We start from the raw sequence: 14852 nt of genomic DNA on the forward strand, positions 1-14852 counted from the left end.
TCATTGTGTTTCGGTGGTCATAGCGTGAGGGAAACGCCCGGTCTCATTCCGAACCCGGAAGCTAAGCCTTTCAGCGCCGATGGTACTGCATGCGGGAGCGTGTGGGAGAGTAGGACACCGCCGAACTAAACGTAGGGCCGTGGTCCCTGGATTTCGATTCAGGGACCACGGCTTTTTTGCGTTCCGTCACCCGGAGTTCACGTTGCGCCGACACCATCCGGTCCATGGGGACTACACAGTTGACCGCAGCCGGCATCGGCGCGGGGAACGACGTGGTGGTGCCGTCGTTCGGCGGTGCCGAAGTGGCCCAAGCCGTGCGGCAGCTCGGAGCACGGCCGGTCTTCGCCGACATCGACGCCGTCACCTTCTGTATTGATCCGGACGCGGTTGAGGCCGCGATAACTCCTGATACCGCCGCTGTCGTACCTGTCCATCTCTTCGGTCACCCCGCGGACATGGCCATGCTGGAGGAGGTGGGCGCGCGTACAGGGATACGCGTTGTCGCCTGGGAACCGTTGCTGCGGGCCGATGCCGTGGACGCTGTCCGCAGGCGGCAGCATGCTGCCTACCTGGGGCGGCGGCTGAGTGGAGTGGTGGCCCCGGATGTGGAACGGGAAGCCGAGCATGCTGTCACCCGGTATGTGGTGCGGGTGCCGGGCAATGGGCGGCCCGACCGGGATGCCTTCCGCAGGGCCTTGCGTATGAGGGGTATCGAGTGTGAGGTGCCGGTCCGGGCGCCCGTGCACTGGACCCCTGAGTTCAGGACGGCCGTCCGGCTGCCGGAAGCTGAACGGGCCGCGGATGAATGTCTCGCGCTGCCTATGGCGGCTTCCATGACCAAGAAGGAGCTCCAGCACGTCATTTCGGCCTGCAATGGGCTCGGCGGGCTGTTGCGGGAGCGGGCGAGCTGAGAGCGGAGGGCCGGTCATTGGGTGCGGGGCGAGGGTGTGTTCGTACGAGCTCCGGAGATCGGGTAAGATCTTTTCCGCTGACCGCGCCCCAATAGCTCAGTCGGCAGAGCGTCTCCATGGTAAGGAGAAGGTCAACGGTTCGATTCCGTTTTGGGGCTCCGTATAAGCGAGTTGAGAAGGCCCCCGCCGGTTGGCGGGGGCCTTCTCAGTTGTGTGGTCGCTATTCGGGGACACGCATGGCGAGGATGGCCATGTCGTCCGAGGGCGCGTCGCTGGCGAAGCGTTCGACGGCGCGCATGATGCGGGCCGCGACCGCACCGGCCGTCAGTCCCGTGCAACTGGTGAGCACATCGGCCAAGCCGTCGTCGCCGAGCATCCGGGTGCCTTCGCGGCGTTCTGTGACGCCGTCGGTGACGCACAGGAGGACGTCGCCCGGGTCGAGGGTCACGGTCTGCTCGTACAGCTCCAGGTCCTCCATGACGCCCAGCAGCGGCTGTGGGTCGGCCGCCGGTTCGACCGAGCCGTTCTGGCGGAGCCGCAGGGGGAGTGGGTGGCCGGCGCAGACGACCTTGAGTTCGACGCTGCCGTCGTCCTGGGGGCGCATCTCGCCGTAAAGGAGCGTCAGGAAGCGGCTGCGCGCGCCCTCGTCGAGGATCGCGGCGTTGAGCCGCTCCAGGACCTCTGGGCCGCTGAGGCCCTCCCGGGCGAGGAGGCGCAGGGCGTGCCGGGCGAGGCCCGTGACGGCCGCAGCCTCGGGGCCGGTGCCGCAGACGTCACCGATGGCGAAGCCGTAGGTGCCGTCGCTGATTTCGAAGAGGTCGTAGAAGTCGCCGCCCACCTCGTTGCCCTCGCCGGCCGCGCGGTAGATGACCTCGCGTTCGACTCCGCCGATGATGTCGGGCAGTTCGGGCGGCAGGAGGCTGCGCTGGAGGGACTGGCTGATGGCGGTGCGCTCCGAGTACAGCCGGGCGTTGTCCAGGGCGAGCGCGGCCCTGCGGGAAAGGTCCTCGGCCAGCTCCAGGATCTCCTGGCGGAATCTTTCGTCCGTGGGTTTGCCGAGGGTGAGCATGCCGATGACGCGGTTGCGGGCCACGAGCGGCAGCACGACCGTCTCGCCGCCGACGGCGGCGGCCGTGGTGAGGGTCGTCCCCGGCGAGAGGTGGTGGTCCTCCTCGTTCATCACGACGCTGCGCAGTGAGGTGCGCAGGGCGTCGGAGTGTGCCGCGTCGGTCGGTGCCGTCCACATCCGGGCGCCGGGGGCGGGCACGGGTTCGGGCGGACTGACCTTGGCGAGGAGGGCCTTGAGGTTGTCGATGCGGTCCTCGTCCTCGTGGAGGACGTAGGACAGCTTGGGGTCGGAGCCCTGGTCGGCGACGGTGTAGACGGCGCACCAGGTGGCCAGGGTCGGGACCGTCATCTGGGCCATGAGGGCGAGGGTCTGGTCGCGGTCGAGGGTGCCGGCGAGGAGGTCGGACGCCTCGACGAGGAAGGAGAGGGAGCCGCGGCGCAGCCGCTCCAGTTCGGTGAGGCGGGCACGTTCGACGGCGAGCGCGATGCGGTCGGCGGCGAACTGGAGGCGCAGGGCTTCCTCGTTCGTGTAGCGTCCCGGGGCTTCGGTGGCGACGCCGAGGGAGCCGGTGAGTCTGCCTTCGACCTTGAGCGGCACGGTGACGACCGAGCGCATGCCCGTGCCGGCGAGGAGGGGCACCGCGCCCGGAACGACCGTCAGGTCCTCGTGGACGGACGGCATGCGGGCCGAGCCGTACCGTCCGCTGCCGGCCTCGACAGGCACACGGGCGAACCGCTGGCGGGCGGAGGGGAGTCCGGTGGAGGCGCGGACTTCCAGCTCGGTCTCGTCGTCGGTGGCTAGCAGCAGGTAGGCGGCGTCCCCGTCGAGCATGTCGCGGGCGCGCTCGACGGTGCGCTGGAGGAGGCCGTCGAGGTCGTCGGGGGCGGGGGAGCCGATGAAGACCTCGAACGGGTCGTGGGAGGACTGCTCCTGGGAGTCGCCGGCGCTGCCGGTGTTGTCGTGCGAGTGCACGCGGGGTGGTGACTGGAGGACGGCGCGTTCGTGCTCGCGCACCAGCAAGCAGACCGTGGAGGGCTCCCCGTCGCTGTCGCGTACGCGCAGGTGGGAGGCGTACACGGGGATTGTGCGGCCGTCGGCGCCGCGCATGCCGTACGAGCCCTCCCAGCGGGAGAGGCGCAGGGCCTCGGCGACGCCGGTGCCCGTTCCCGGGGTGTGCGGCCAGGCGGCGAAGTCGGTGAGCGGCTTTCCGACGACCTGCTCGGCCGGGTAGTCGAACAGGTCGGCGGCGTCCTCGTTCCAGGCGCTGATGGAGCCGCTGCGGTCCACCTGGATGACGGCGACGTGGACGCGGGTGTCCGTGACGGGCAGCGCGGTGTCGGGCAGTGCCGGGCCGGCGGTGCGGGTGCCCACGGGCCGCTCGGGGAGGTCGAGGCGGAACCAGACGCGCTTGTCGGCCGCCGTGTAGTCCACTCCCCAGCGGGTTGCCAGGGCCGCGCACAGCAGCAGCCCGCGACCCCCTTCGCGGTCGGGGCTCACGGGCTGCGGGTTGTGCTCCTGGAGGGGCAGCTCGCGCTCGGGGTAGCGGTCGATGATCTCGATGCGTACGCCGTCCTCGTCGCGCAGGCACAGCACCTCGGCCGCCGTGCCGGCGTGGACGACGGCGTTGGTCACCAGTTCGCTGGTCAGGACGACGGCGTCATCGACGATGTCGGCGAGGCCCCAGCCCTGGAGGGTGTCGCGTACGAAACCGCGTGCGGTGGCGACCGAGCGGCCCACCGGCTCGAAGGTGGCGGCGGCTCGCGCGGTGATCACTGGTCTCCCCATGGATGTCCTGTCGGCCAAGCGCACGGGTGTGCGCTGCGCGGTCAGCGCCGCAGTGGTTCCCGCGTCGTCGATCGGGTCTTGCTCCCGGCGTGGCGGCACGGGAGGAATCCCGGTGGGGGAGCCCCCACGCCCGGCGCTCTGTTCTTGCGTCACCGCAGCGCCCCTCCATCGCCCTTCGTACTCACATCGCTGCCCCCTGCGAAGACCCCTACCCAGTGGACCCGGCGGGGCACCCCTGCCCGAGGGAAAGGGGCGATGGACAGCCGGATGCCAGGTTACTTACGTTCGCATGGTGCGTGGCCGCCGGATGCGGGTGATTTCCGCTCGGGCCCGGATCGGGTGCGGTATGCCATGCTGCCGAACTGTTATCGCCGGGTTCCTTCAGGGTGAAACACTGGGAAGGCTCGGAGTAGGGCCCGGGCAGCAGCGAAGGTCGACCCGCAGGAGGGACAGTGGAGTCTGGCGCAGCCGCGCGTAGCACCAACACGCGCGCGAAGGGCGGACGGTCCCGGAAGAACGGGACGATCGAGGTCGAAGCGGCCTCCGTCAACAAGCTTCTCACCGCGCTGACCGCGATGCGCGACGGTAATTTCCGCAAACGTCTCACCGTGACGGGCGACGGCCCCATGGCAGAGATCGCCGCGGTCTTCAACGAGGTCGCGGACCAGAACCTGCATCTGACGGGTGAGCTCTCGCGGGTGCGCAGGGTGGTCGGCCGTGAGGGAAAACTCACAGAACGGCTGCAGACCGGCACCTGCGAGGGCTCCTGGGCGGCGGCGATCGACGCGGCGAACGCGCTGGTCGATGACTTGGTCCGGCCCGTCTCCGAGGTCGGCAGGGTGCTGTCGGCGGTCTCGGACGGCGACCTGGAGCAGCGGATGGATCTGCGCTCGCGGGGCATCGAGGGGGGCGGTCACCCGCTGCGGGGGGAGTTCCTCAAAGTGGGCCGTACGGTCAACGGGCTGGTCGATCAGCTGTCGGCGTTCACGGACGAGGTCACCCGGGTCGCGAGCGAGGTCGGCACCGAGGGGAAGCTGGGCGGCCAGGCGCGGGTGCGCGGCATGTCCGGCTCGTGGAAGGACCTGACCGACTCCGTCAACACGATGGCCTCGCGTCTGACGGCTCAGGTGCGGGACATCGCCCTGGTGACGACCGCGGTCGCGAAGGGCGACCTGTCACGCAAGGTGACGGTGCATGTCGCGGGCGAGATGCTGGAGCTGAAGAACACCGTCAACACGATGGTCGACCAGCTCTCCTCGTTCCAGTCGGAGGTCACCCGGGTCGCGCGGGAGGTCGGCACCGAGGGCGAGCTGGGCGGTCAGGCGCGGGTGCAGGGCGTGGCGGGCGTCTGGAAGGACCTGACGGACTCGGTCAACCTGATGGCGGGCAACCTCACCTCCCAGGTGCGCGAGATCGCCCAGGTGACCACAGCGGTGGCCAACGGCGACCTGTCGCAGAAGATCACGGTGAACGCGCGCGGCGAGGTCGCGCAACTGGCCGAGACCATCAACGCGATGACGGACACGCTGCGCACCCTGGCCGACGAGGTCACGCGCGCGGCCAGCGAGGTCGGCACGGACGGTGTGCTGGGCGGCCAGGCGGCCGTACCGGGGGCCGCGGGGATCTGGAAGGACCTGACGGACTCGGTCAACACCGCGTTCCGCAACCTGACAGCTCAGGTCCGGGACATCGCGCAGGTGACGACGGCGGTGGCCAATGGTGACCTGTCGCAGAAGGTGACCGTCGATGTCTCCGGCGAGATGCAGGAGTTGAAGAACACGGTCAACACGATGGTGGACCAGCTCTCCGCCTTCGGCGCCGAAGTCACCCGTGTCGCACGGGAGATCGGCGTGGAGGGCGAGCTGGGCGGCCAGGCGGCCGTGCCGGGTGCGGCGGGTACGTGGAAGGACCTGACCGATTCGGTCAACACCGCGTTCCGCAACCTGACAGGCCAGGTCCGCAACATCGCGCAGGTGACGACGGCGGTGGCCAACGGCGACCTGTCGCAGAAGGTGACGGTGGACGTCTCCGGCGAGATGCTCCAGCTGAAGAACACCGTCAACACGATGGTTGACCAGCTCTCCTCCTTCGCCGAGCAGGTCACCAGGATGGCCAGGGATGTCGGTACGGAGGGCAGGCTGGGCGGTCAGGCGCGGGTGGACGGCGTCTCGGGCACCTGGAAGGACCTGACCAATTCCGTCAACTTCATGGCGAACAACCTGACTTCGCAGGTGCGTCAGATCGCGCAGGTGACCACGGCGGTGGCGCGGGGTGACCTGTCGCAGAAGATCGAGGTCGATGCGCGGGGCGAGATCCTGGAGCTGAAGAACACCATCAACACGATGGTGGACCAGCTGTCCGCTTTCGCGGACCAGGTCACTCGCGTCGCCCGGGAGGTCGGCACCGACGGCAGGCTGGGCGGCCAGGCCCAGGTGCCGGGTGTCGCGGGCGTATGGCGGGACCTGACGGACTCGGTCAACGGGATGGCGGGCAACCTCACCACCCAGGTGCGCAACATCTCGCAGGTGGCCACCGCTGTGGCGCGCGGTGACCTGTCGCAGAAGATCGATGTGGACGCGCGGGGCGAGATCCTGGAGCTGAAGACCACGCTGAACACGATGGTCGATCAGCTGTCGTCCTTCGCCGAGCAGGTGACGAGGGTCGCGCGCGAGGTGGGCACCGAGGGCATCCTGGGCGGCCAGGCCGAGGTCAAGGGCGTCTCGGGCACGTGGAAGGACCTCACCCAGTCCGTCAACTTCATGGCGAACAACCTGACTTCGCAGGTGCGCAATATCGCGGAGGTCACCACGGCGGTCGCGCAGGGCGATCTGTCGAAGAAGATCACCGTGGACGCCAAGGGCGAGGTCCTCGCACTGGTGACCACGGTCAACACCATGGTCGACACGCTCTCGTCGTTCGCGGAGCAGGTGACCCGGGTGGCCCGCGAGGTGGGTACCGAGGGCCAGTTGGGCGGCCAGGCGCGGGTGCGGGACGTCTCCGGCATCTGGAAGGACCTGACGGACAACGTCAACCTGATGGCCAACAACCTGACCGGACAGGTCAGGAACATCTCCCAGGTCGCCACGGCGGTCGCCAACGGTGACCTGACCAAGAAGGTCACCGTCGAGGCCAGTGGCGAGATCGCACAGCTCGCCGACACGGTCAACACGATGGTGACGACGCTCTCCTCGTTCGCCGAGCAGGTCACGCGCGTGGCCCGCGAGGTGGGCACGGACGGTGTGCTGGGCGGCCAGGCGCGGGTGCCGGGTGTCGCGGGTACCTGGAAGGATCTGACGGAGTCGGTGAACTCCATGGCCTCCAACCTGACGGGCCAGGTCCGCCAGATCGCCACGGTCACCACCGCGATCGCCAAGGGCGACCTGACCAAGAAGATCGACATCGAGGCCAACGGGGAGATCCTCCAGCTCAAGACGACCATCAACACGATGGTCGATCAGCTGTCCTCGTTCGCGGAGCAGGTGACCCGGGTGGCCCGCGAGGTGGGTACCGAGGGCCAGTTGGGCGGCCAGGCGCGGGTGCCGGGTGTCGCCGGTACGTGGAAGGACCTGACCGACTCCGTCAACGAGATGGCGGGCAACCTGACCCGTCAGGTGCGGGCCATCGCCGAGGTGGCCACCGCGGTGACGCGGGGCGATCACAACGTGCGCATCGACGTGGAGGCCGCGGGCGAGATCCTGGAGCTCCAGGGATACATCAACACGATGATCGCCAACCTCCGTGAGACGACCCTGGCCAACCAGGAGCAGGACTGGCTCAAGGGCAACCTCGCGCGGATCTCCGGCCTGATGCAGGGCCGGCGGGATCTGCGCGATGTGGCGGGCCTGATCATGAGCGAGCTGACTCCGGTGGTCTCCGCGCAGCACGGTGCCTTCTTCATCTCGCTGCCCACCGGTACGCCCGAGGGCGCGGTCGGTGTGGGCGCGGGACCGGGCGAGGACGGCTCGTACGAGCTTCGGATGCTGGGCAGTTACGGATACAGCACCAACAGCATGCCCACCTCCTTCCGGCCCGGTGAATCCCTGGTGGGGACGGCCGCGAAGGAGAAGCGCACGATCCAGATGGGCAATGTCCCGCCCGGATACCTGAAGATTTCCTCCGGGCTGGGCGAGGCACCGCCCGCGCATGTGTTCGTCATTCCGGTCATCTTCGAGGGTACGGTCCTGGGCGTGATCGAGCTGGCGTCCTTCCAGCCGTTCGGGCAGATCCACAAGGATTTCCTGAACCAGATCGCGGAGATGATCGCGACCAGTGTCAACACCATCAGCGTCAACATGCGTACCGAGCGGCTGCTGGAGCAGTCGCAGGAGCTGACCGCGCAGCTCAAGGAGCGTTCCGGAGAGCTGGAGAACCGGCAGAAGGCCCTCCAGGAGTCCAACGCGGCGCTGGAGGAGAAGGCCGAGCAACTCGCCCAGACCAACAGCGACATCGAGATCAAGAACAGGGAGATCGAGGAGGCCAGGCAGGTTCTGGAAGAGCGCGCCGAGCAGTTGTCCGTCTCGATGCGCTACAAGTCGGAATTCCTGGCCAACATGTCGCACGAACTGCGCACACCGCTCAACTCGCTGCTGATTCTGGCCAAGTTGCTGGCCGACAACGCCGACTCCAATTTGTCGCCCAAACAGGTGGAGTTCGCCGAGACCATCCACGGCGCGGGCTCAGATCTGCTCCAGCTGATCAACGACATCCTGGACCTGTCGAAGGTCGAGGCGGGCAAGATGGACGTCAGCCCGACGCGGATCGCGCTCGTCCAGCTGGTGGACTACGTGGAGGCGACGTTCCGGCCGCTGACGGCGGAGAAGGGGCTGGACTTCTCGGTGCGGGTCTCGCCCGAGCTGCCGGCGACGCTGCACACCGACGAGCAGCGGCTGCTGCAGGTGCTGCGCAATCTGCTGTCCAACGCGGTCAAGTTCACCGACACCGGAGCCGTGGAGCTGGTCATCCGCTCGGCCGGCGCGGATGTTCCCGACTCGATCCGCGAGCAGATGCTGGAGCACGGCTCGCTGCGGGACGCGGACGCCGAACTGGTCGCGTTCTCGGTGACGGACACCGGCATCGGGATCGCGCAGAGCAAGATGCGCGTCATCTTCGAGGCGTTCAAACAGGCCGACGGCACGACCAGCCGCAAGTACGGCGGCACGGGCCTGGGCCTGTCCATCAGCCGGGAGATCGCGCGGCTGCTGGGAGGCGAGATCTACGCCGTCAGCGAGCCGGGCCGCGGTTCGACGTTCACGCTGTACCTGCCGCTGCACCCCACCGAGCTGCCGCCGCAGGGCTATCCGCAGCTCGCGACGGGCGCGACGCTGGCCATCACCGCCGCGGCGGGGACCGGCGCGGCGGCGGCCGAGCCCGTGGAGACGGCTGAGGGGTCCTCAGCGGGCGTCGAGGCGGGCCCTGTGACCGAGGAGGAGGCGGCCGAGGAGGCGGCGCACACCCTGGCCGACAGGCACCGTAAGCGGGACGCCTCGGGGCAGGCACGGCCCGAACTGCCCCCGGAGGCACAGCCGGCGGCCTCGGCGCAGGAGAACGGCTCGGGGCCGGACACCGGCCTGCGGACGGCGGAGTATCCGGAGTCCGGGGACGAGATCAGCGGGTATCCGGTGGCCGATTCCCCGGCAGGTCAGGTCGGGGAGCACTACGGCAGCCCGGACTCCTCTGCGTCCGGTTCCGGCGGTGGCGAACTGGCCGGCCGGAAGGTGCTCATCGTCGACGACGACATCCGGAACGTCTTCGCTCTCACCAGCGTTCTGGAACAGCACGGTCTTCAGGTGCTGTACGCGGAGAACGGCCGGGAGGGCATCGAGGTGCTGGAGCAGCACGACGACGCGGCCGTCGTGCTGATGGACATCATGATGCCGGAGATGGACGGCTACGCCACGACCGCGGCCATCCGGAAGATGCCGCAGTTCGCCGGACTGCCCATCATCGCGCTGACGGCGAAGGCCATGAAGGGTGACCGGGAGAAGAGCATCGAGTCGGGCGCCTCGGACTATGTGACCAAGCCCGTGGACACTGATCATCTGCTGTCCGTCATGCGACAGTGGATGGAGGCGGGGTGAATATGACACCGTGTCCACTGAGGGCCACATGTTGACTCAGTGTGGTCAGTCGCGTGTGGAAACGCGGTAAACCGGGAACCTTTTGGTCCCCTGGAGCGTTTCTGCTACGTGCACAGTGACATCACGGTGACAGGGTGTGGCGGGCCGCAGGGTGCGGCTACCATGACCGGCACAAGGACGGGCGGCGGCGACAGAGAGCCGCTCCCAGGGGCGGCGTCCGAGGGGCTGCCGGGGCGAGGAGGACGGGCCATGGTGCAGAAGGCCAAGATCCTCCTGGTCGATGACCGGCCGGAGAATCTGCTGGCGCTGGAGGCCATTCTCTCCGCGCTCGATCAGACGCTGGTGCGGGCATCGTCAGGGGAGGAAGCGCTCAAAGCGCTGCTGACGGACGACTTCGCGGTCATTCTGCTGGATGTTCAGATGCCGGGCATGGACGGCTTCGAGACGGCCGCGCATATCAAGCGCCGAGAGCGCACCCGTGACATTCCCATCATCTTCCTCACGGCCATCAACCACGGGCCGCACCACACCTTCCGCGGCTACGCGGCAGGCGCGGTGGACTACATCTCCAAGCCCTTCGACCCCTGGGTGCTGCGGGCCAAGGTCTCGGTGTTCGTCGATCTCTACATGAAGAACGTCCAGCTGCGCGAGCAGGCTTCGCTGCTGCGCCTCCAGTTGGAGGGCAACGGAGCCGCACAGCGCGGCGAGGCGCACGGTCAGGACGGCGAGGCCCCCGGGCTGCTGGTCGAGCTCTCCGCGCGGCTGGCGGCCGTGGAGGAGCAGGCAGAGGCGCTCACCAAGCAGTTGGGCGACTCGGCCGACGCGGCCACGGCGGCGACTGCCGCACACCTGGAGCGCAAACTGTCCGGGCTGCGCAGGGCACTTGACGCCCTGGAGCCCGGCGCGGGCGGCGACACCTCGGCCCAGGTGCCGTCCCAGAACTGACCTCCAGGGCGCTTCGGGCCCCCTGGCCCTCCGTGCCTCGGCTGCCCGGCGCGGGTAACCTCACCCCTATGGCCTCACGTGCGTCGGGAACAGGAAAGGCAGCCAAGAAAGCCCCAGCGAAGAAGGCTGCCGCGAAAAGGCCCCCGGCGAAGAAGGCACCGGCCAAGAAGCCGGCGGGCAAGGCGAAAGGCAAGAGCGCGCCGAAGCCCGCGCCTTCGCCCACCGGCGGCGTCTTCCGCTTGCTGAAGGCGTGCTGGCTCGGCCTCGCTCACACGGTTGCCGCGGTCTTCCGCGGCATAGGACGCAGCGGAAAGGCGCTGGATCCGGCACATCGGAAGGACGGTTTGGCACTTCTGCTGCTCGGCCTGGCGCTGGTGGTCGCGGCAGGCACCTGGTCCAATCTCCAGGGCCCGGTCGGCGACCTGGTGGAGATGCTGGTCACCGGCGCGTTCGGCCGCCTGGATCTGCTCGTGCCGATACTGCTCGGTGTCATCGCCGTACGGCTCTTCCGGCATCCCGAGAAGCCGGACGCCAACGGCCGTATCGTCATCGGACTTTCGGCGCTGGTGATCGGCGTGCTCGGGCTGGTCCACATCGGCTGCGGCGCACCCGGCCGGGGCGGGGGCGGGGACGCGGTGCGCGATGCCGGCGGTCTCATCGGGTGGGGGGTCTCCAGCCCGCTCATCTTCACCGTCGGCGAGATGCTCGCGGTCGCGCTGCTGGCCCTGATCACCGTCTTCGGCCTGCTCGTCGTCACGGCCACACCGGTGAACGCCATTCCGCAGCGGCTGCGGGCCGCAGGAGTCCGGCTCGGGCTCCTCCAGCCTCTGGAGCCGTACGACGGCGAGGATGACGCCGCCGAGGTCCACGGGGCATCCTCGTCCCGCCGCCCGCACAGCATGCGCAAGGACCACCTCGACCCGGCGCACGCCGAGAAGGAGGCGCTCGACCGGCGGCGTACCGCCCGCAAGGGCAGAGCCGGCGCGGGGACGCAGGACCCGCTGCCCGCGGGCGCTGCCGGCGCCGGGGCGATCGGTGCCAGTGCCGGGGACGGCGAGCGGACGCTGGACGCGGTGGACGTGGCCGCCGCCGCAGCCGCCTCGCTGGACGGCGCCGTGGTCAACGGAATTCAGCCCTCCCCATTGGTCGCCGACCTGACCAGCTCCGTGTCGAAGGCCCGCGCCAAGGGACAGGGGGCAGGCGCCGCCCTCCCGGTGGCGCGGGAAGAGGAGGAGCGGTCCGCAAGCGGCCCCGTACCCGATCTGACCAAGGCGCCCGCGCCGCCCGAGCCCGCCGAGCTGCCGCCCCGTGCCGAGCAGCTCCGGCTCGCTGGGGACATCACCTACTCGCTGCCCTCCCTCGAACTGCTGGACCGGGGCGGGCCCGGGCGTACCCGCAGTGCGGCGAACGATCAGGTGGTGCAGTCGCTGACCACCGTGTTCACCGAGTTCAAGGTCGATGCCGCGGTCACCGGCTTCACCCGCGGCCCCACCGTCACCCGCTACGAGATCGAGCTGGGCCCCGGCGTGAAGGTCGAGAAGATCACCGCGCTGGCCAAGAACATCGCCTATGCCGTGGCCAGCCCGGATGTGCGCATCATCAACCCGATTCCGGGCAAGTCCGCGGTCGGTATCGAGATCCCCAACACCGACCGCGAGATGGTGAGCCTCGGCGACGTACTGCGCTCGGCGGAGGCATCCGGCGAGGACCATCCGCTGCTCGTCGGACTCGGCAAGGACGTCGAGGGGGGCTACGTCTCGGCCAACCTCGCGAAGATGCCGCACATCCTGGTCGCCGGCGCCACCGGGTCCGGCAAGTCCTCCTGCATCAACTGCCTCATCACCTCGGTGATGGCCCGGGCGACGCCCGAGGACGTGCGCATGGTGCTGGTGGACCCCAAGCGGGTCGAGCTGAACGCCTACGAGGGCATCCCGCACCTGATCACGCCGATCATCACCAACCCCAAGAAGGCCGCCGAAGCCCTCCAGTGGGTCGTGCGCGAGATGGATCTGCGCTACGACGACCTGGCCGCGTTCGGATTCCGTCATATCGACGACTTCAACGAGGCGGTGCGCTCGGGCCGCGTCACGGCCCCCGAGGGCAGCGAGCGCGAGCTGGCCGCCTACCCGTATCTGCTGGTCATCGTGGACGAGCTGGCGGACTTGATGATGGTGGCTCCGCGCGACGTGGAGGACGCGATCGTGCGGATCACCCAGCTCGCGCGCGCGGCGGGCATCCACCTCGTGCTGGCCACCCAGCGGCCCTCGGTGGATGTGGTGACCGGCCTCATCAAGGCGAACGTGCCCTCGCGCCTCGGCTTCTCGACCTCCTCACTCGCCGACAGCCGGGTCATCCTCGACCAGGCGGGCGCCGAGAAGCTCATCGGCAAGGGTGACGGTCTGTTCTTGCCGATGGGCTCCAGCAAGCCGGTGCGTATGCAGGGCGCCTTCGTGACCGAGCGCGAGATCGGCGTTGTCGTCGAGCACTGCAAGTCGCAGATGGCGCCGGTCTTCCGGGAGGACGTCACCGTCGGGCAGGGCCAGAAGAAGGAGATCGACGAGGAGATCGGCGACGACATGGACCTGCTCTGCCAGGCGGCGGAGCTGGTCGTCTCCACCCAGTTCGGCTCCACCTCGATGCTCCAGCGCAAGCTGCGGGTGGGCTTCGCCAAGGCGGGGCGGCTGATGGACCTGATGGAGTCGCGCGGCGTGGTCGGCCCGAGTGAGGGTTCCAAGGCGCGGGATGTGCTGGTCAAGCCGGATGAGCTGGACGGTGTGCTGGCAGTGATCAGGGGCGGCGGCGAGTAAGCACCGCCAGGCGCTGGACAAGCCGTGTGACGGGGCGCGGGGGGAAGGCGCGGGCGGGCGCCGGACAAGCGGGGCTCATGGGGCTTGCGGAGTGCGTACGGGGCGCGACGCGGGGCGCGCGCCCCGCCGGGCGGAGGGCATCGGCTCACTCGAAGGGGCGAGCAGGGCAACCGTTTCCGCAGTCCGTACGTCAAGTTGAGGGAAGGGGTGGGCTGGGGCGCCGCGCAGCCGTCAGTAGCCATACATATGGCGTACAAAGTCGCTCCGCCCGCTTGCCCCACCCTTTTGCCCCGCCCCTAGACTGAACCTCCAGCAGGTGGCTACACGCTCGAAAGGCGCCCCCGTGTCCATCGGCAACTCCCCCGAAGAGGACCGGCCTTCGGTCGGTCGAGCCCTCCACCAGGCCCGGATCGACGCACGGTTGACCGTGGACGAGGTGAGTACGTCCACACGGGTACGAGCCCCGATCGTGCAGGCGATCGAGCAGGACGACTACTCACGGTGCGGTGGGGACGTGTACGCGCGCGGCCATATCCGCACCCTCGCGCGCGCTGTCGGCCTCGATGACGCCGCGCTGATCGAGCAGTACGACGCGGAGCACGGCGGCCGTCCGGCGCCGACCCCGCCCGGCACCCTGTTCGAGGCGGAGCGCATCCGCCCCGAACCCCGCAGGCCCAACTGGACGGCGGCCATGGTCGCGGCCATCGTCGCCGTGATCGGCTTCGTCGGCTTCACCCTCTTCAGCGGAGGCGGGGGATCCGGCAAGCCGGTGGCGGAGGGCACCCCCTCGCACAGCCCCTCCAAGAGCGGATCGGGCAAGCCCTCCCCGTCCAAGACCAGCGACCCCAAGCCCTCCGAGAGCGCCATCGCCGGCGCACCGGCCGACAAGGTCACCGTGCGCATGACGGCGGAGCGGGGCAACAGCTGGGTCTCCGCGAAGGACCACAACGGACGGCTGATCCACGAAGGCGTGCTCAAGCAGGGCAAGTCCAAGACTCTCACCGACGACAAGCGGCTCGACCTCGTGCTCGGCAACGCCGGCGGCGTGAAGGTGTTCGTCAACGGCAAGGAGGTCAAGCACGTCGGAGAGGTCGGGCAGGTCCAGCGCGTCAGCTACACGCGGGGCGACCCCGAGGCCGGGTGACCCGCGGCCCGGGAGCGCGGGCGGCAGGGCAGCGCGGCTGACAGCGGGCGCGCGGTGAGCTGCGGGAGCGGGAACCTCGCGGCAGGTGGTGCGGACGGGACGAAGTAGGCTGAG

Annotated in this window: 6 protein-coding genes, 1 tRNA gene and 1 rRNA gene; 7 read left to right on the forward strand and 1 reads right to left on the reverse strand. The window is 69.2% G+C overall.

Annotated elements, in window-relative coordinates; translation table 11 throughout:
• Nucleotides 1-9 precede the first annotated feature (9 nt).
• From rrf to ABD339_RS21945, 3 genes are all read left to right on the forward strand, one after another.
• A 5S ribosomal RNA gene (rrf, locus tag ABD339_RS21935) occupies nt 10-126 on the forward strand.
• A 98-nt stretch (nt 127-224) separates the two neighbouring features.
• Nucleotides 225-911 (forward strand): DegT/DnrJ/EryC1/StrS family aminotransferase, encoded by a 687-nt coding sequence (locus ABD339_RS21940; RefSeq protein ID WP_344568126.1) that lies wholly within the window; start codon nt 225-227, stop codon nt 909-911.
• An 85-nt stretch (nt 912-996) separates the two neighbouring features.
• Nucleotides 997-1069, forward strand: a tRNA-Thr gene (locus ABD339_RS21945).
• Nucleotides 1070-1131: 62 nt separating this feature from the next.
• On the opposite strand, the gene ABD339_RS21950 is transcribed toward ABD339_RS21945, so the two are convergent.
• Entirely contained in the window at nt 1132-3765 is a 2634-nt protein-coding gene (locus ABD339_RS21950) for a SpoIIE family protein phosphatase (protein ID WP_344568127.1), read from the reverse strand.
• 452 nt (nt 3766-4217) lie between these two features.
• Here ABD339_RS21950 and ABD339_RS21955 point away from each other — a divergent pair, with 452 nt between their 5' ends.
• The 4 genes from ABD339_RS21955 to ABD339_RS21970 all read left to right on the forward strand — a co-directional run bounded on the left by ABD339_RS21955 (nt 4218) and on the right by ABD339_RS21970 (nt 14738).
• Nucleotides 4218-9842, forward strand: coding sequence for a HAMP domain-containing protein (locus ABD339_RS21955; RefSeq protein WP_344568128.1), 5625 nt, complete (start codon nt 4218-4220; stop codon nt 9840-9842).
• A 249-nt stretch (nt 9843-10091) separates the two neighbouring features.
• Complete coding sequence (locus ABD339_RS21960) at nt 10092-10787, forward strand: response regulator (protein ID WP_344568129.1); 696 nt, start codon at nt 10092-10094, stop codon at nt 10785-10787.
• 68 nt (nt 10788-10855) lie between these two features.
• Complete coding sequence (locus ABD339_RS21965; RefSeq protein WP_344568130.1) at nt 10856-13594, forward strand: FtsK/SpoIIIE family DNA translocase; 2739 nt, start codon at nt 10856-10858, stop codon at nt 13592-13594.
• A 343-nt stretch (nt 13595-13937) separates the two neighbouring features.
• Nucleotides 13938-14738, forward strand: a complete 801-nt coding sequence (locus ABD339_RS21970; RefSeq protein WP_344568131.1) for a helix-turn-helix domain-containing protein — start codon at nt 13938-13940, stop codon at nt 14736-14738.
• The last annotated feature ends 114 nt before the right edge of the window (nt 14739-14852 follow it).

The organism is Streptomyces axinellae, assembly GCF_039532135.1.
GTDB classification, from domain to species: Bacteria; Actinomycetota; Actinomycetes; order Streptomycetales; family Streptomycetaceae; genus Streptomyces; species Streptomyces axinellae.